The organism is Brasilonema sp. UFV-L1 (assembly GCF_012912105.1).
In the GTDB taxonomy this organism is placed as follows: domain Bacteria; phylum Cyanobacteriota; class Cyanobacteriia; order Cyanobacteriales; family Nostocaceae; genus Brasilonema.
Genome location: NZ_QMEA01000016.1, coordinates 1 through 17,586 on the forward strand (window position 1 = coordinate 1; position 17,586 = coordinate 17,586).

Below are 17,586 nucleotides of genomic sequence, written 5' to 3' on the forward strand. Positions count from 1 at the left end.
TGTGGGGCTTCTGTCGGTTTAAGCTAAACTGCCTCAAAAATAAGTTCCAGTCAAATGTAAGCGTCAAAAAAGCTTAGTACAGGAGTTCCATAATTAAGACCTCGTCCTTAAGGACGGGGACTAATAAAACTATCCGCTCTTAGATAGATCAGGTAATCTACATAAGAGCGGTGTAGCGGGTCTTCAGGTTGCAACCAGACTGCCGGAAGGGACTCCAAGCTAGCCTAGCCAATTAGTCAAACCTAGTCTTAACTAGAAGACTAGTGCTAACTTCTAGAGAACAGCCCCGGCACACAGCCGGCTAACTGCAACCTGATGACCCATGCTTTTACTACTATCTGTCATGGGCATCACCTCCTTGTTGCCTAAACGGTCTTAGTCTCAAAAAGGCAGAGCTAAAAGCTCTGGGTTATTCACCTTTACTCAATATAACACAAGTTATTAATTATTTGTCATTTCTTATAGAAGGATGCTTCGGTATCTCTCGAACCCATAGCACAGTTGGATCTAAACACAGAAAAACTGAGGTGTTCAACAGGCATCCCACCCTTAACCTTTTTAGGGTAGTATATGGGAAAATTCCATATAAATTTGTAGTGGCTGGAACCCAGTATGGATGGAGCATACATGAATCGCCTAATCTCCAGTGTCCACCAAGAGCTACTTCCCAGGTTCCGAATTGAAAGTGTAGACCCCCACGACCCAGTGAAAGTCCACTCTGTTCCCGAACCTTGGCAGCTTATCGGGATGGGGAACTACGCGGCGGTGGTCTACCACCCGGACTACCCTGACTTGGTAGTAAAGATTTACGCACCCGGACGTCCGGGCTTTTTTGAGGAGGTGGAAGTCTATCGCCGCCTGGGTTCTCATCCAGCTTTCTCCGAGTGTCTGTATGCTTCTGATGGCTTGTTAATCCTAAAGCGGCTGCATGGAGTAACCCTCTATGACTGTATGCACCTTGGTCTACAAATACCGCAGACCGTCATACAGGACATCGACAAAGCTCTGGATTACGCCCGTCAGAGGGGTCTCCACCCTCATGACGTTCATGGAGGCAATGTGATGATGTACAAAGGCAGGGGACTAGTTGTGGACGTCTCGGACTTCCTCCATGAGGAAAGCTGCTCTAAGTGGGATGACTTGAAGAAGGCATACTACTGGCTGTACCGCCCATTCCTCTCTCCGCTCCGGCTACGGATGCCCTACTTTTTATTAGATATTGTCCGCAAGAGCTATCGTTTCTTGTCCCGCCTGGTTTCACGCCTAAAGCAACTCGGAAGCTCACGCTCAAAGAGGCGCTAATACGCTTTTTAACTAAAGGTTTAACTAAAGGTAAGAAAACAGAACTCAGTAATTGCTGGTCAACTTTTTCCAGGAGTGAATTCTTTGTTGATAAATTTCATCCATCTGGTACATTAGTAGTGCATCCTAATCATGAAGAATGTTAGTCAAAATTTGTGTAGCTCGATAACTAAATTTCCGAATATTTCATAGATTATCTATATATCCCAAGCTAGATATTTACCTGTATCAAATGGCAACACGGTAAGAAATTCCTTATTTCTATCGGTGGATGCAAGTTTGATGAAAAATCATCTATCTTTGGTTTTGGAAAATAAAAAAAACAGTCTGCAAAATGTCGGCTCTCGACAGATGCAATTAATTGAGTAGCGAGTGTAATAATGAGTGAAATTAGTATTGTTTTAGTTGAAGATCATGACCTGACGAGAATGGGGCTAAAAGCTGCCTTACAGTCGAACAGTAAACTTAGAGTCATTGGTGAAGCACCAAATGGAACAAAAGGACTGAAACTGCTAGAAACAGCTAAGCCAGATGTCGCAGTTGTGGATATTGGTTTGCCTGATATTGATGGAATTGAACTCACCCGAAAATTTAGACAGTATCAAGCAGAGACGGGTGATTCAACAACAAAAATTCTTGTTTTAACAATGGATCATTCAGAAGATGCTGTCCTTGCAGCTTTTGCAGCAGGAGCTGACTCTTATTACATGAAAGATACCAGCATTGATAAGCTGACTGAGGCCATTCAAGCAACTCATACAGGAAACTCTTGGATTGATCCGGCGATCGCCAACGTGGTGTTGCAGCAAATGCGACAAGGTTTCCCAGAAAATCAGCAATCTGATCAGCCTAAAACTGTAAAAATTGAGGCACTGCCATCAGAGTACGAACAAGTTTTGGAAACTTATCCACTCACACAACGAGAACTGGAGATTCTAGAGTTAATTGTAGCAGGATGTAGTAACGGGCAAATTGCCGAGAAATTGTATATTACAGTTGGTACCGTTAAGACTCATGTTCGCAACATCCTGAATAAACTTTGTGCAGATGACCGTACGCAAGCTGCTGTTCGCGCTCTACGTTCCGGCTTAGTGGCATAAAATCTATATCAATTTGGATTGAGTTTGGTCAATTGTTACATTAGCCCAATCTAAATCATACACTCAGCACCCTACTCTCCAGAGGAACTGCACTGTAGAATTTTGCCCATTCAAGTCACAATCTGATAACAGATTACAATTCTTAACAAGGTGCCCATACCCATTAGTTAAATGATGAACAAAAGTTCAAACCGTTCATATCATCTAACTACTTTGCACTTCCTCTAATGTACGTGCTAGGTCTAACATGAGTCCTGTGAACCGTGACTGGAGTATGGTTTGTTGTAGTGTAAATGCCCATCTGTAGATTTAGTAATTGTCTTTTATCATTGCGTCTTCTTGTATGTTCTTTTAATTCATGACTTTTATCAAGTATCAATGACATTTTCCAAGCGGTAAATAAGAACTTGATGGATATCCTAATCAGCCCTTAACTTTTGGATTAATATTTTGCAGGTTTCACGCATCTTTAATAAAAGCCAGGAACTTAAAAACTTAAAGTTTCTGGCTTAAAATTTTCATCAACTGATAACTTGCACGTCTACCCAATAACCGCCATAGGTTTTTAACCCAACGTGACGTCAGTTCTATCGTGCGTAATTGAGAGTAAGCGGATTTGGTCATCGATGAAACAGATGAATAGCTTGGAAATTCGCCCAAGCCATCTGTATCCGTTTTTAATCTGTTGCTGACTTCTTATCGAATTCTTCACGTAATTTTAACCAAAATGGGTTATGTGCCCGCACTACAAAACAGCACAAAATTAAACATTTGGGATACTCCTTTCACTGATAACAATTATTTCTTACGACAGAATAGTGACTGGACTTACGATAGAAGAACTACTCATTTAAGACTGATAAATTATAACTAACATAGTTAAACAAATGGAGAATCAAATTATGAACCTCATTGCTTGGATTGTTCTTGGTTTAATCGCTGGCGCAATTGCTAAAGCTATTTATCCTGGTCGTCAAGGTGGTGGAATTCTTAGCACAATGATTTTAGGTATCATTGGAGCTTTTGCTGGGGGTAGTATCGTTACTTTATTAGAAACAGGAACGCTTCAATTAACTGCAGCTACCCTGAGTATTCCTGGTTTGATTGTTGCTATTATTGGAGCAATGGTTGCTATCTTCATTTGGGGCTTAATTACTCGTAGCAGTGCTGTTTAATTAAATGACAGTAAAAACAATGGTTAGGACTGACTACCTTATTAGGACTAACCTTTTTTGCTTCTTTTTTCGCTTAAAGTTACTAAAATACTCCACTGTTTGTCATGCACAGTGGAGTATTTTATATTTGAAATGTTTGATTAATGAGCGATGTAAGTCAATTTTATTGTTAGAGTCGTGAATAGACTATTCTATAACTTTCTTTACTTCATCTTTTATGTTTTCAACAGTGTGGTCCACTTGGGCTTCAGCTTGCTTTGCTTGACCTTCAGCTTTTTGTTGTGGGTTTCCAGATAACTCGCCAATTGCTTCTTGAATTTTGCCTTCTATGTTTTTTGCGGTTGCTTCTATTCTCTTTTCAATACTCATGATGTACCTCTATTTTTGTGGTGATTGTTTGTTCGTATACAATACAATATCAAAATTTGCTTGGATGTGTACCTATCAGAAGAAAGATTCGCTGATAAAGAGGAGACGGTTTTGTTTGACGCAAAGTCAGCGGCAGTTTTCGGGTAAGAAGCTTCTTACCGAAACGTGCCGCCCCTAAAAATTGGGCTGCCCACTTTTTTACGTGTTAGACCCAGTGACAACTAATATCATACAAAAAGAGTATTTTAGGTAAATGAATCGAAAATCCTATCTAACGATAGATACAACCAATAGATAGAAGTAGATTATGATTGGGTAATACATATTTTCTTCTTCAAGATATTGTGAACACTTCACAAGTGGTAGACGCTCGAAAGAAAAACGTAGCCTATTAAGGCAAGATAAAGCTTAGGTAGTCACTTAAAGTCAATAAGTTTGAAGTCATGATGACTGGTTTGTTTGACTCACGAGCAGAAGACTACGCGTCTTGCGTAACGACTCGTAGTGATCGTTGAGTGTTAACACTCAACAGTCTAACCCTTGTAAATGTGCAATTTCAATGCATAACAGCTGAATCAAGCTTCTATGATAGGTCGTTGATATCTTAAATATTTTGTATAAAAGAATTTTGTATAAAAGAAAAATTGTCAGAAAGTATTCATGACAAGCTAAGTATGAGTGTAGGAAGAAAGCGCAGGAAAAATGTGTGGGCAAATGAGATTAATGATATTATTCGGGGTGCCTGCGGAGGTTTTTTGTTTGGTATCCCCTTGCTTTACACTATGGAGGTTTGGTGGATAGGGTCAATAGCAAAACCATCAATGATTCTGTTGGCGATCGCCTTAATGTTTCTGGTAGTTTTTCTGCTGAATCGAACAGAAGGTTTTCGCACAAGAAGTAGACGAAACTCGCCACCTTATGGAGCAGTTACAGATACTATAGAAGCAATGGCAATTGGATTAGTTTGCTCTGCCTTAATGCTTCTGTTACTCCAAGAACTGACACCTGAAACTGCGATCAAGGAAACTTTGGGTAAAATCGTTTTTGAAAGTGTACCGTTTACCTTAGGAGTAGCATTAGCAAACCAATTTTTAGGAGACACTCGTGATCCTAATGACCAAGGGCGAACAGGTTATCCCAGCGACAAAAGTCAAAAGAAACCAGATGAATTACATGCTACTTTCGCTGATATAGGTGCAACCTTGATTGGTGCAACTGTGATTGCATTTAACATTGCACCAACAGATGAAATTCCTATGTTAGCAGCAGCAGTCACACCACCCTGGCTTTTAGCTGTTGTTACAACATCTATAATCATTTCCTATGGTATCGTGTTCGAGGCAGGCTTTTGGGAGCAGCAAAAGCGCAGACAGCAACGAGGAATTTTTCAACGACCCATAAGTGAAACCATCATGGCATACTTGGTGTCACTCTTAGCGGCCGCTTTTATGCTGTGGTTTTTTCAAAAACTCACTTTTGGTGATCCTTGGACCATTTGGTTAGAGTATACTTTGCTGCTGGGATTGCCTGCAACAATCGGAGGTGCAGCAGGACGGTTAGCAGTATGAGTCAAACAAATGAATTTACTCATGAGAAAAAAGAACAACAGCAACCGAAAAGAACACTAGCAGAATGGGTAACTTTCGGTGCTGCTTCATTTATTCTGGCAGTAGTTGTCAGTTTGGTAGGCTATACTTGGCTCAATGAAAAACATCAACCTCCAGTTCTTGGTGTTAACAACAAGACAATTCAGGAAGTTGATGGACAATTTTATATTCCCTTCGAGGTTGTGAATACTGGAGGAGAAACAGCAGAATCTGTTCAGGTGATCGCCGAGTTGCAGATTGATGGGGAAGTAGAAGAAGCGGGAGATATGCAGATTGATTTTTTATCTAGTGGTGAAAAGGAACGAGGAGCGTTTATCTTTAAACGTGATCCTCGCCAAGGTCAATTAACAATAAGAGTGAGTGGTTATAAATTGCCTTGATAAGTTCGTGATAGTCAAAAGTCAAAAGTATTTGACTAATGACTAATGATTATTTACTAAACAGTTGTTTTTACCTTTGACCAAACACCATTTTCATCTTCATCATATTTCTGATGAATTATCTCCCAGGCTGCTTGTTCAGCCTTAGTTTCATCATTCGTCTCTTTGATGACGGTGTTATAACGTTCAATAAATGTACCTTGCGCTTCAGCAGAAAGATGAGAGCGAATCTCTGGAGATAAATCTTCTGGACTGTTGCAGTTACCACCACAAGCACGAGGTAGCGCCTTCTCAATTGTGTTAACTTCTTCGCCACCAGCACTTTCTATCAGTAATTGGTATTCTCCAGAGCGATCGCCTGGTACTTCTGCCATAACTAAGTACTCACCAGCCTGCAAGCGAGTTTGATAAACTGCTGCTTTGTCTTCCGGCATTCCCAATGTTGTTAAAACAGATACCAAACCTGCACCTGCACTTCCGGCGATCGCCCCACTTGCAGCCCCTAGTAACACTGCACCAATAGGGCCAGCTGCGACAATGGGACCAACAAAAGGAATAAACAGTACCCCTACGCCTGTCAGTAAGCTAAGGAAAGAACCGAACAACGAACCAAAGATTGCGCCAGTTCTCAAACCTCCCAGAATGACATCTCTTTTAGTAATAAAACCAGCAATTCGGGTTTCTGACTGAAAGTTTCTGCCCATGACTGAAATATGGTCTCTAGACACACCTCGGTCTAGTAAACGCCGAATCACATCATCGACTTGCTTCTGCTCTTTAAAAGCAGCTGAGATAGTACGTTCTGCCCTGTATGTTTCTGACATTTGAAGCCTCCTTTTTGCTTTTCCAGTTAGCAGATTGAGGGGGTAGATGCATGCAGGAAATTTACTCATACCTCAATCTGCCGTTTTAGACTCAAACTTTATGCTTTGCGCTCAATCTGCTGACAAACACTACACGCCTACAGGAGTTTTTGTTTGCCCCAGTGCTTGTGAACCATCTGACTGTAGTTCTTCCCCTTCAATAAATGAGCGCAGCATCCAAGCCATCTCCTCATGTTCTTCCATCAATCCAGTCAGGAAATCAGCAGTTCCTTCGTCATGGAAATTATCACTGGACTGGTCTATGTGGTCCCGCAAGTTACGAATAATCTGTTCGTGGTCTTCTACCAGTCGAGCCACCATACCAGTTGCTGTGGGGATGCTACCACCTTCCTCCTTAAGGGAAGTTAACTTCAGAAATCCTTCCATTGTACCGACAGGATAGCCGCCCAAAGCACGAACTCGCTCAGCGACAGAATCAATAGTTTCAGTCAGTGTTTCGTACTGTTCTTCCCAAAGCTGGTGAAGAGTGCGGAATTGAGGTCCGACGACATCCCAGTGGAATTTTTTCGTTTTTACTAGCAAAAGATAAGCATCTGCCAAATCTTGATTCAACAGATTAATCACACCTTGACGTTGTTCGTCCGTTAAACCAATGTTTAACTTTCGCATTGCTTTAAATTCCTCTACTCGCTTCCTTACTAACCTTCACAAATTCAACTCGTACCATCATCAACCGAAGGAAAGATTGTGATTTATAACTAAATATAAATAGACATCTCGATTTTTCTTTCGAGATGTCTATCAAATGGTGAAATAAATAACAAACTGCTCAAAACACTAGAACATTGAGCAATAATTTACTTGTCACACCCACTTCTCAAAACACACTTTGGTTTTATGAAAAGTCATAGAAGCAAAGAAACGCTGTTTACTTCTGACCTGTGATTTTACCCAAAATGTTCTCAACTTGATCTTCTACTGTCTTTGCATTTTGAGAATTTTCAGGACGATTCATTTTGTCAATATCAGCAGCCCCTTGAACTTCGTTAAGTCCCTCGTTTGATTTCTTTATTGTTTCTTCCAATCCTGGAGGTGGCTCTGCGCTTAATTTGTCAGTTTCTTTTTGAGTGTCGAGTAGCTGCGTGGTAGCTTTTTCAGGATTGCTCTTTGCGGTACTGATTGCAGCAGCAGGAAGGGCATGAGAGAAAATCAGTAAGGCGCAAGTGAATGCGACTATAATAAACCGCACTGGACGTAACATAGATAAATCAAAACTAATATTCTTCATTGAAACTCCTCCAAAGATTAGTTTATCGAAAGACACGCACAGTTTAAAACGCTGGCAGACTAGCATTACAGATACTGCCTGTCATGAATCTTGGAGACACTATAGCTTACCTGATTTGGTATCTATCGAAAAAGTTTTGAGCAGTGGTTGCAAAGCAATCTTAAGTTCCAAACAGAAGCCTCTGCTTCAGTTTCGCCAATTTTAAAGTGTTAAAAAAGTGTTAAAATTTGGCTATGCTTCTATCTTTTACTTTCTTGATTGCGGCTCCCAATTTCAACTTTAGTCAAGATTCAGTCTAACTTTTTTCTACTTTGAATACACAGACATATGAATCGTCCTATAGACTGAAATATTTTTTCTGTACTTCAGCATATAGAATCAATCTACAGATAGATAAAATTTGTACAATTTTGGTGAATTAAGCAAGAATCGCCTAGTTTTTTTATTGTTAATTATTATTAATAATATAATCAATTTTTAGTGTTATGTACATATAAGCCAATAGTAAGCCTAAGGGTGCCACAAGTAGCTGAAATCACATCTGCCGTGGAACTTCTAATCGTCAAGAAGACTAGAACAGCGATTCACTAATGCCAAAAACCCGGAATAATCCTCAGGAAGACTGAATTGTCGTTCGCTAAACTAGAAGAAACCGAGTTTGTTCGTCAAAATTCTAAATACTAAATCGGTATTCTAGAAAATAAGACTTAGAGTGATATTTTCTAACACCCTTTACGTAGCTATATAGAAAAAATAGGCAATTTTAAAGCGTGTTAGTTTACTCATTTGTTAACATCTCTGGCAATTCTTTACCCTCAGCATTTTTGTCCGAATCATCAGATCTAGAAGCAAGTTGCCAATTATCTAGTGCATCTTTGATGACACCTGCTATCGGTACAGCAATAAGCAACCCTAACACTCCACCAATATAAGTTCCTACTAGCAAAGAAATCACAACCCATATAGGTCTAAGTCCTGTAAAACTTCCCAAAAGTTTTGGAGCAATAGCTTGATCAATTAATTGATCAATGACAACGGCTACAGCTAAAACCCTTACGGCTAGCCAAAAATCATGTGAAGCTACGATGAGAGTCACTAGAACAAGACTAACAACATCACCAAAGGGAATTAAGCTCAAAATTCCTACTCCCAAACCAAAGAGTAAAGCAAACTGGACTTGAAGAAGTAGAAACACTATGGTGAGTGAAATACCCATCAAAAAACCTAAAGTGACCTGACCAATTAAGTAATTTTGAAAATTCTGTTGAATAGACTGCCTCAACTGCTGAGCAAAACTCAAAGGGATTTTTTTAAAAAAACCATCCCAAATTTTCTCACCATCTAATAACAAATAAAAAGTGAGTACAACTGTAATTAAAGCTTCGGAAATACTATCAACAGTGTCTAGAACAAGACTAAAAAAATTATCTGTTAAAGACTCTAATTCATCCGGTAGTCGATTTATGGCTTCAATCAATACTTGATTCAAATTCACTTGAAAACCATGAGCTACAAACCAATCATTAATATGATGGAGTTGATTGTCACTCTTATCAATCCATTGAGGAAGTGTTTTCACTATTTCATTAAACTGCTGTAAAATGATAGGATATAGAATTATACCTAAAGCGAATAGAATTATTAAAGCTGTTATAAAAACTAATGCAACAGCATAATTTCTTTTCAATCCTCGTTGCTGAAGAATCGAAACAGGGTAATTAAGAATAAAAGCAAGTAAAGTTGCTAAAACAAAAGTTGTGACTAAAGGCTGAAAATATTGCAAAACTCGAAATGCTAGCCAGCTATTGAGAAAAATAAGTGGAAAGAGTAGTGTCAAAATTAACAATCGCAGTAGTTTTCTGAGTAAAATATCCATGTTAAATAGTTCTATAGTGAAAAATTATAGTTTAGGCAACGTCCATTTATAATGTTAAATCCAGTGGCAGAAACCCGGTTTCCTGGAGAAACCGGGTTTCTGTCAAGCGTGCTTATCACCAACCGTATTCAATCAACTGCTCTCTAAAACTCAGACATTGTTCAACAATCTAGATTTTAGTTGACGTTTCAACGGGAGCGGTTATTCCTCAACGTCCAGACACCGTTAATCCATTCGTTTATACCTTATTTTTTTGTTTTGTTCGACTAGTGATATTTAGTTTTTGTTTACTAGCCAATTTTTTCTTAGGAACTCTAAGACGGAAAGTGAGGCTATTATTGACCCAACAAACTTAAATATTTTGTCTCATTGTGTTTAAGGTTGTCCACCAATAGTTTCACTAGCCAAAAACTCTGATTCAAGAGATTACAAAACTATAGATTGATTAACCATCAGAACCTGGTTCGGAGGATGGCGTCGTCGGTCTAAGTCTTTCTCGCCATGAACGTGTTGGAGAAGAAGTAGAAGAATTAGGAGTAGAAGATCTAGTAGAGGAGGGAGAGTTGTTTGCAGGGGATCTATACTGTCTACGACGCCTTATTGGAGTTGAAGAATTAGAGTCTACTGTTCTAGAGCGTCGCCGTGAACGATACGATTGTTGTGAGGATGAGGATGACTCATTATTAGAACTTGATTCTTCATTACGATAACGACGACTGTAGCGTCTTCTTGGTCTTGAGGTTTCCTGTTGCTGTTGTTGTTGCTCCTCCTGATAATAACGTCTTCTGGATCTGCGTCTTCTAGATGAACGCTCTTCACCACTATCATCAGAATTTACTTGTTGAGTTCTTTGTTGACTTCGCCGTCTATATGACCTGGTTGTATTTTCTTCATCGGATTGTCTTTCATTGGAGGTAATAGAGCGATTGATAATTCGCCTAGCTTTGATGGGTACTGCTTTAATCGTACTTTTTCGACCATCTAACTTGGGTCTTTCAGGAAACTTTTCAACAGGTATTTCCTTAACCACTTTTTCCATAAATTCATGCCAAGTGTTAGCAGCACTACTGCTGCTACCGTCGGTAGGTTTATTGTCATCATTACCCAACCAAACTCCTGTTACTATTTGGGGAATGTAGCCAATGAACCATAAATCGCGTGCTTCATCAGTGGTGCCCGTCTTACCAGCAACAGGTCTATCTAGTTGAGCCGCACGACCAGTTCCATTTTCCACGACATTGCGGAGCATCCAAGTCATGATAGCAGCAGTTTCAGGGTCAAGTGCCTGCTTTTTCTCGAAGTCAGCAGACCAAATGACCTTACCTTGACGGTCAAGGATGCGCGTAATACCATGAGGTTCTATGTGTAAGCCTTGTGTGGCGAAGGAACCATAAGCACTGGTCAACTCCAGCAAATTCACTTCTGAGGAACCAAGCGCTAAGGAATACATCGGTTTCAACTCAGATTTAATCCCCATCCTTTGGGCAAGTTGAATAATTGGGTCAAAACCGACTTTCAGCAACACCCTCACCGCAACAATATTGACTGATTTAGTGAGGGCGTCTCTCATCGTCAGCCAGCCTCGATAACCCTCATCAAAATTTTTCGGCTCATAACCATCTATCATTAGAGGTGAATCAAGGTAGCTATTGTTAGGGCTGATCCCACTTGCTATAGCAGCAGCATAAACAAATCCTTTGAATGTTGAACCAGGCTGACGCTGTGCTTGAGTCACGCGATTAAATTGGTTCTTGCCAAAGTCTTTTCCACCAACCATTGCCTTAATTTCACCGTCGCGGGGATCAATCGCAACCAAAGCTGCTTGCTTGAAGTTTTCCCAGCGCCCTTCATTTCGCAGCGTTTTTTTCACAGCCGCTTCCGCCGCTTTCTGCCAATTTAAATTCAAGCTTGTTTCTACTGTGAAACCGCCTGCTTGCAGTGCTTTGGGAGAAACATACTTCGGCAATTCTTTCTGAATGTAACTAATAAAATAAGGAGCCTCTTCTTGCCATCGCTTGGGCGAACTGGGTTTAATTTCAATTGGTTCTGCAGTTGCTGCTTCTTTTTCGGCTGCTGTAATAAATTTATCTTCCAGCATTCGCCGCAGTACCAAATCTCGCCGTTGCTTTGCCTCTAGTTCATTAACTTGTGGTGAAAAGCGATTTGGGGCGGGAGGTAATGCTGCAATCACAGCCATTTGACTCAAGGTTAGTTCATCTACGGTTTTGCTAAAGTAAACCCAGGCTGCATCTGCAATACCATAAGCACCAGAACCCAAGTAAACCAAATTCAAGTAACGTTCTAGAATTTCGTCTTTGGACAATTGCTCTTCCATTTTCTGTGCTAAGCGAGCTTCTTTGAGCTTGCGCCAGACAGTTTTCTCTTGTTTGAGAAAGAGAATTCTTGCAAGCTGCTGTGTGATGGTACTACCACCTTCTACCACATCTTGCGATCGCACATTATTTAAAACTGCTCTAACAATTCCTTGAGCATCAACTCCCTTGTGTTTGTTGAATCTTCTGTCTTCTGAAGCAATAAAAGCTTTTTTAAGTTTATCTGGTATTTCCTCTATCTTTAACTGTTCTCTTGTTGCTTCGCCTTGCTGTTGGATGATGCTACCGTCAGCAGCTTTTATAGTCAGTGTCCGCTCTCGAACGATTGCATTGAGTTCAGCTTTATCTGGTAAAGTTTGGTCTAATGCTCGAATGCCATAGGCGATCGCAATCATTCCACTACTTATACCCAACCCCGCCCAAAACCAGTACCGACGATAAAGCGGTTTATGGCTACCGGGAAGCTTGGAAAGTATTTGATTTGCTAATTGGTTTAGTTTTGCTAATGTTGATTTTTTCTTCTCATTTATATATTCCTCGTCCTCTTCGTTTTGATTCTCACTTTGATGACCAGGCGGCGGTCCTGGCTGCTCCTTCTCAGCGTCATCAGACTTTTCTGACCCTTCCTTGAACCAGGAGGTAAACTTAACCACGTCAATTCCTCGCTTCAAGCAGTTGCAATCCAACCACCATAAAAAGTTTTTAGATTATTGCACCACATTCGTGATAGTATACCACTCCACGAATTCTTGAATATACTGTTTTTGGCAAAATTTTTATGACTATTTTGCGTATTTTTTTATACAAATTTTATCTTTAATGACTGCATGAAGCAAGAGTACAGTGGGAAAAAGTCTCAAACACAAAGGTCAAATACGTTATTGAATGAAGGTAAATAGTGCAATTGCCCTTGGCAGTAATCTTGGTGATTCTCGCTCCATTTTAGAAGCAGCAACAGAAACTTTAGCCCAAACACCTGGGATTGTCTTAAAAGCCAAATCCAGTTTGTACAAAACTAAAGCTGTAGGACCGCCACAACCAGATTATATAAACGCAGCTGCAATATTACAAGTAGAAATGATGCCGCAGTTGCTATTAAAAACTTTATTACAAATAGAAAATAAATTTGGACGTGTACGGCAAGAACGTTGGGGAGCACGCACCCTAGATTTAGATCTGTTGTTATATGGTGATTTCATTGTGAACGCACCAAACCTACAGATTCCACATCCCAGAATGCGGGAGCGAGCGTTTGTGTTAGTACCACTGGCAGAAATTGCTCCGGATTGGGTAGAGCCAATTTCTGATTGCGCGATTAAAGAGCTGGTTAAACAGGTAGACTGTAGTGGAGTACACTTGTTGGTGGGCAACTAATATTACCAATATTACCAACCACAAACGCAGACAGCATTTATTATAACATCTTCCGAAAGTATGATTCTGTGTGTTTTTTAACTCATGACTAAACTATGCCATTAGGTAGAGAATTACCCCAGTTGCTGAAACAGCGCTTGTACTACAAAGGGCGCAAATTTGATTTTGAGGTCAATCGCTTACGTTTGCCTAATACATCAGAAGGAGAATGGGAATGCATTCGTCATCCAGGTGGCGCTTTGGCTGTACCCGTCACCCCAGAAGGTAAACTGATACTCCTGCGCCAGTATCGTTTCGCGGTTCAGGGAAGGGTGTTTGAGTTTCCTGCTGGAACATTGGAACCAAATGAAGATCCTTTTGAGACAATTCAGCGTGAAATAGAGGAAGAAACTGGCTACCGTGCTCAAAAGTGGCAAAAACTAGGAGAGTTTTTCCTTGCACCAGGCTACTCTGATGAAATCATTTATGCTTATTTAGCACAAGATTTAGAAAAGCTGGAGAGAGCACCTGTACAAGATGAAGACGAAGACTTGGAAACAGTGTTTTTCACACCAGAAGAACTAGAGAAATCTATTCTCGAAGGTGAGCTTGTAGATGCCAAATCAATTTCCAGCTTTTTCCTAGCTCGTCCGTTCTTGAATCAGTTGCATTCATAAATTGACACACCTACAGCGGTTTTCAATTTAAGTCTACTTAAATACTGAAAAATCAAATATTTATGCTGAAGCTTTCTCAAAAGATTTATCAAACAAAACAGTGCCCAGTTACGAGCTGTTTGTAAAAACTTGGGAAAGCCTCAAAACTCAAAATGAAATGAATCCAAAACCCGTGAAAAGTCAGATTAACTTAACATTCAAATCCTTACAATTCATTTATTTCTGGTTCCTTATCTGAGGAGCGGAATGTATAACTTGAGGCAAAGCCTCCTTCAGGCATTCTTATGCAGAGCAGCCGTAACGAGAGAAGAATCGCGTATGTTCAGATTCCCGATGAATCTAAGAAGTCGGGAATTTTATTATTAACGAATGAGAGCAAAAATACTATGAAGGTTATAAATAAATTACATTAAGTTTATCTTTCTCTTAATTTTTATTAAAAAATACTATACAAAGACTTGATTTTATAATCCCAAAGATAGATACAAACATTACCCCAAGCGATTGATGACAATTATCCTACAAAATTTATATAAACAAAATTAAAGGTGCTAACAAAAACTTGGAAAAACTAATTATACTCTTGAGGTTAAAAAGGCATGGTTATAGGTGTACGTAAGCGTGCTGTAGGCGTATTTTCTAATCGTGGAAATGCAGAAAAAGCACTATATGAATTGAGAGAATCGGGCTTCCCGATAGACAGAGTATCTGTGATTAAGAGAGATGCAGACCACAACGATGATATCGCAGGTGCGGAAGTACGAGAAAATGTTGGTAATAAATCTGATGAGGGTGCTGCAGTTGGGGCACTGTCTGGTGGTGTTTTGGGCGGGTTAACTGGCTTATTAGTTGGTCTTGGCACTTTAGCAATTCCAGGAATTGGTCCGATTATGCTGGCTGGGGCTACAGCAACTGCACTGGCTACAACTGTTGCTGGGGCTGGTATTGGTGCTGCTGCAGGTAGTTTACTTGGCGCATTGATTGGTTTAGGAATTCCTGAAGAAAGAGCTAGAGTTTACAATGAACGGGTAGAGCGCGGAGACTACCTAGTCATTATAGATGGTACAGATGCAGAAATTGCTAGAGCAGAAGCAATTTTAAGACGACAAGGAATTGAAGAGTTTGACGTTTATGACCAACCTGGAGTGACAACTGGAACAGGTAACTATGTGCCCGCTGCTGCTGCTGCTACTGGGATTCTAAATAGAGGTAATCGTCCAACCAAACACGCCGTTGGTTACTTTTCTCATCTCAATGATGCTGAAGCTGCGATTCACGATTTGCGAACAGCAGGTTTTCCCTTAAGCCAAATTTCCTTGTTTCACAGAAACTTAACTCGAAGAGAACCTTTTGCAGGGGTTGACTTAAGAGATCGTATTGATAATACAAGATTTAGATTTCCAGATGCTCGCACTCGCTTCTACAATGAGCGCATCAATCATGGAGATTACGTCGTGATTGTTGATGGTACAGACGATGAGATTGATCGCGCTGCTGCAATTCTAGGTCGCCATAAAATTCAAAACTGGGAAATTCACGATCCATCTGTTATTGGTCCAACCAAACATGCCGTTGGTTACTTCTCTCATCTGAATGATGCTGAGGCTGCGATTCACGATTTGCGAACAGCAGGTTTTCCCTTAAGCCAAATTTCCTTGTTTCACAGAAACTTAACTCGAAGAGAACCTTTTGCAGGGGTTGACTTAAGAGATCGTATTGATAATACAAGATTTAGATTTCCAGATGCTCGCACTCGCTTCTACAATGAGCGCATCAATCATGGAGATTACGTCGTGATTGTTGATGGTACAGACGATGAGATTGATCGCGCTGCTGCAATTCTCGGTCGGCATAAAATTCAAAACTGGGAGATTCACGATCCATCTGTCGTCAGTTCTACGCAGCCTATCGGAGTAGGTACAACACCTTTACAAAAAACAAAACGAGCAATTGGTGTCTTTCCTCACCGTCGAGACGCAGAAGCAGCACTGAGTGAACTGCGAGATGCAGGTATTCCCTTGAGTCAAGTGTCACTAATAGCCAAAGACACAAACGGTACCAGCAACATCGCTGGTGTGAAGACAAATCTGGGAACAGGTAACAAAGCAGATGAAGGTGCAAAAGCTGGGGCAGCAACAGGCGGTGCATTAGGCGGTTTGGGAGGCTTGTTAGTAGGTCTTGGTACTTTGGCGATTCCTGGTGTCGGTCCGATTCTTGCAGGCGGTGCAGTTGCAACTGCTTTGGCGACAGCAGCAGCAGGCGGTGCAATTGGTGCAGCGGCTGGTGGTTTAGCTGGCGGACTTGTTGGCTTGGGAATACCAGAAAACCGTGCGCGAGTTTATAGCGATCGCATCAATAAAGGCGATTACTTAGTGATCGTTGACGGTACCGAAGATCAAATCCGCCGTGCTGAACCAATTTTGAAACGTCGAGGAATTCAAGAATTTGATATCTTTGATGCTGCTGACACACACGGTGTTGATCACCAAGGTTATGACCGAGGTGTTCGTCCAGCAGTAGGTACAGCACCATTGCAAAAAACAAAACGAGCAATTGGTGTCTTTCCTCACCGTCGAGATGTACAAGCAGCACTAACCGAACTGCGAGATGCAGGTATTCCCTTGAGTCAAGTGTCACTCATTGCTAAAGACACAGATGGTAACACCAACATCGCTGGTGTGAACACAAATCTGGGAACAGGTAACAAAGCAGACGAAGGTGCAAAAGCTGGGGCAGCAACAGGCGGTGCATTAGGCGGTTTGGGAGGCTTGTTAGTAGGTCTTGGTACTTTGGCGATTCCTGGTGTCGGTCCGATTCTTGCAGGCGGTGCAGTTGCAACTGCTTTGGCGACAGCAGCAGCAGGCGGTGCAATTGGTGCAGCGGCTGGTGGTTTAGCTGGCGGACTTGTTGGCTTGGGAATACCAGAAAACCGTGCGCGAGTTTATAGCGATCGCATCAATAAAGGCGATTACTTAGTGATCGTTGACGGTACCGAAGATCAAATCCGCCGTGCTGAACCAATTTTGAAACGTCGAGGAATTCAAGAATTTGATATCTTTGATGCTGCTGACACACACGGTGTTGATCACCAAGGTTATGACCGAGGTGTTCGTCACGAAACACCAGGAGTGAACACAACTCTCAATGAAAGACCAGTTGTAAATACTAGTCCCACAGGTTACGACCAAGATAATCCTGCTGTAATCATCATTGACCATCGCAATGAAACCGTTTAGTAGTTGGTAGTTTATGATTATTTGTTGGTTGTTAATAGTTTTTAAAAACAACAACCGACAAATCAT

The 17,586-nt window shown here is 40.9% G+C and carries 14 protein-coding genes; 8 read left to right on the forward strand and 6 right to left on the reverse strand.

Annotation, left to right across the window (positions count from 1 at the left end; genetic code table 11):
* The first annotated feature begins 612 nt into the window (after nucleotides 1–612).
* From DP117_RS07440 to DP117_RS07450, 3 genes are all read left to right on the forward strand, one after another.
* Nucleotides 613–1,302: a serine/threonine protein kinase gene (locus DP117_RS07440; RefSeq protein WP_169217685.1), complete on the forward strand. Its 690-nt coding sequence runs from the start codon at nucleotides 613–615 to the stop codon at nucleotides 1,300–1,302.
* A gap of 380 nt (nucleotides 1,303–1,682) precedes the next feature.
* The gene (locus DP117_RS07445) at nucleotides 1,683–2,402 is read left to right on the forward strand and encodes a response regulator transcription factor (protein ID WP_169217686.1); all 720 of its coding nucleotides are present in this window, start codon (nucleotides 1,683–1,685) and stop codon (nucleotides 2,400–2,402) included.
* A 902-nt stretch (nucleotides 2,403–3,304) separates the two neighbouring features.
* Nucleotides 3,305–3,577 carry a GlsB/YeaQ/YmgE family stress response membrane protein gene (locus DP117_RS07450; protein WP_169217687.1) on the forward strand — a complete coding sequence of 91 codons (273 nt, stop codon included), beginning with the start codon at nucleotides 3,305–3,307 and terminating at the stop codon, nucleotides 3,575–3,577.
* 186 nt (nucleotides 3,578–3,763) lie between these two features.
* On the opposite strand, the gene DP117_RS07455 is transcribed toward DP117_RS07450, so the two are convergent.
* A complete protein-coding gene (locus DP117_RS07455; RefSeq protein WP_169217688.1) occupies nucleotides 3,764–3,946 on the reverse strand; it encodes a CsbD family protein in 183 nt (60 codons plus the stop codon).
* A gap of 674 nt (nucleotides 3,947–4,620) precedes the next feature.
* Here DP117_RS07455 and DP117_RS07460 point away from each other — a divergent pair.
* Both DP117_RS07460 and DP117_RS07465 read left to right on the forward strand, forming a co-directional pair.
* A complete protein-coding gene (locus tag DP117_RS07460; RefSeq protein ID WP_169217689.1) occupies nucleotides 4,621–5,514 on the forward strand; it encodes a TIGR02587 family membrane protein in 894 nt (297 codons plus the stop codon).
* Nucleotides 5,511–5,933 carry a TIGR02588 family protein gene (locus DP117_RS07465; RefSeq protein WP_169217690.1) on the forward strand — a complete coding sequence of 141 codons (423 nt, stop codon included), beginning with the start codon at nucleotides 5,511–5,513 and terminating at the stop codon, nucleotides 5,931–5,933. The genes DP117_RS07460 and DP117_RS07465 overlap by 4 nt, the downstream gene beginning before the upstream one ends.
* Nucleotides 5,934–5,989: 56 nt before the next feature.
* Here the strand turns inward: DP117_RS07465 and DP117_RS07470 are convergent, their stop codons facing one another.
* From DP117_RS07470 to DP117_RS07490, 5 genes are all read right to left on the reverse strand, one after another.
* On the reverse strand, nucleotides 5,990–6,757 hold the full coding sequence (locus tag DP117_RS07470; protein ID WP_169217691.1) for a ChaB family protein: 768 nt from the start codon (nucleotides 6,755–6,757) through the stop codon (nucleotides 5,990–5,992).
* A gap of 129 nt (nucleotides 6,758–6,886) precedes the next feature.
* Nucleotides 6,887–7,426, reverse strand: a complete 540-nt coding sequence (locus DP117_RS07475; RefSeq protein ID WP_169217692.1) for a Dps family protein — start codon at nucleotides 7,424–7,426, stop codon at nucleotides 6,887–6,889.
* 259 nt (nucleotides 7,427–7,685) lie between these two features.
* Complete coding sequence (locus DP117_RS07480; RefSeq protein ID WP_169217693.1) at nucleotides 7,686–8,045, reverse strand: hypothetical protein; 360 nt, start codon at nucleotides 8,043–8,045, stop codon at nucleotides 7,686–7,688.
* A gap of 778 nt (nucleotides 8,046–8,823) precedes the next feature.
* Nucleotides 8,824–9,921 (reverse strand): AI-2E family transporter, encoded by a 1,098-nt coding sequence (locus DP117_RS07485; protein ID WP_169217694.1) that lies wholly within the window; start codon nucleotides 9,919–9,921, stop codon nucleotides 8,824–8,826.
* A 445-nt stretch (nucleotides 9,922–10,366) separates the two neighbouring features.
* A complete protein-coding gene (locus tag DP117_RS07490) occupies nucleotides 10,367–12,907 on the reverse strand; it encodes a penicillin-binding protein 1A (protein WP_169217695.1) in 2,541 nt (846 codons plus the stop codon).
* A gap of 232 nt (nucleotides 12,908–13,139) precedes the next feature.
* Between DP117_RS07490 and folK the strand changes: the two genes are divergently transcribed.
* From folK to DP117_RS35335, 3 genes are all read left to right on the forward strand, one after another.
* Nucleotides 13,140–13,628 (forward strand): 2-amino-4-hydroxy-6-hydroxymethyldihydropteridine diphosphokinase, encoded by a 489-nt coding sequence (gene folK / locus DP117_RS07495; protein WP_169217696.1) that lies wholly within the window; start codon nucleotides 13,140–13,142, stop codon nucleotides 13,626–13,628.
* 95 nt (nucleotides 13,629–13,723) lie between these two features.
* The gene (locus DP117_RS07500; protein ID WP_169217697.1) at nucleotides 13,724–14,284 is read left to right on the forward strand and encodes an NUDIX hydrolase; all 561 of its coding nucleotides are present in this window, start codon (nucleotides 13,724–13,726) and stop codon (nucleotides 14,282–14,284) included.
* A 599-nt stretch (nucleotides 14,285–14,883) separates the two neighbouring features.
* Nucleotides 14,884–17,520: a hypothetical protein gene (locus tag DP117_RS35335; RefSeq protein ID WP_211175972.1), complete on the forward strand. Its 2,637-nt coding sequence runs from the start codon at nucleotides 14,884–14,886 to the stop codon at nucleotides 17,518–17,520.
* Nucleotides 17,521–17,586 lie beyond the last annotated feature (66 nt).

Excerpts from the sequence above, each read along its gene's own strand:
- DP117_RS07440 (WP_169217685.1), top strand. The coding sequence starts at position 613 with ATGGATGGAGCATACATGAATCGCCTAATCTCCAGTGTCCACCAAGAG.
- DP117_RS07445 (WP_169217686.1), top strand. The coding sequence starts at position 1,683 with ATGAGTGAAATTAGTATTGTTTTAGTTGAAGATCATGACCTGACGAGA.
- DP117_RS07450 (WP_169217687.1), top strand. The coding sequence starts at position 3,305 with ATGAACCTCATTGCTTGGATTGTTCTTGGTTTAATCGCTGGCGCAATT.
- DP117_RS07455 (WP_169217688.1), bottom strand. The coding sequence starts at position 3,946 with ATGAGTATTGAAAAGAGAATAGAAGCAACCGCAAAAAACATAGAAGGC.
- DP117_RS07460 (WP_169217689.1), top strand. The coding sequence starts at position 4,621 with ATGAGTGTAGGAAGAAAGCGCAGGAAAAATGTGTGGGCAAATGAGATT.
- DP117_RS07465 (WP_169217690.1), top strand. The coding sequence starts at position 5,511 with ATGAGTCAAACAAATGAATTTACTCATGAGAAAAAAGAACAACAGCAA.
- DP117_RS07470 (WP_169217691.1), bottom strand. The coding sequence starts at position 6,757 with ATGTCAGAAACATACAGGGCAGAACGTACTATCTCAGCTGCTTTTAAA.
- DP117_RS07475 (WP_169217692.1), bottom strand. The coding sequence starts at position 7,426 with ATGCGAAAGTTAAACATTGGTTTAACGGACGAACAACGTCAAGGTGTG.
- DP117_RS07480 (WP_169217693.1), bottom strand. The coding sequence starts at position 8,045 with ATGAAGAATATTAGTTTTGATTTATCTATGTTACGTCCAGTGCGGTTT.
- DP117_RS07485 (WP_169217694.1), bottom strand. The coding sequence starts at position 9,921 with ATGGATATTTTACTCAGAAAACTACTGCGATTGTTAATTTTGACACTA.
- folK (WP_169217696.1), top strand. The coding sequence starts at position 13,140 with ATGAAGGTAAATAGTGCAATTGCCCTTGGCAGTAATCTTGGTGATTCT.
- DP117_RS07500 (WP_169217697.1), top strand. The coding sequence starts at position 13,724 with ATGCCATTAGGTAGAGAATTACCCCAGTTGCTGAAACAGCGCTTGTAC.
- DP117_RS35335 (WP_211175972.1), top strand. The coding sequence starts at position 14,884 with ATGGTTATAGGTGTACGTAAGCGTGCTGTAGGCGTATTTTCTAATCGT.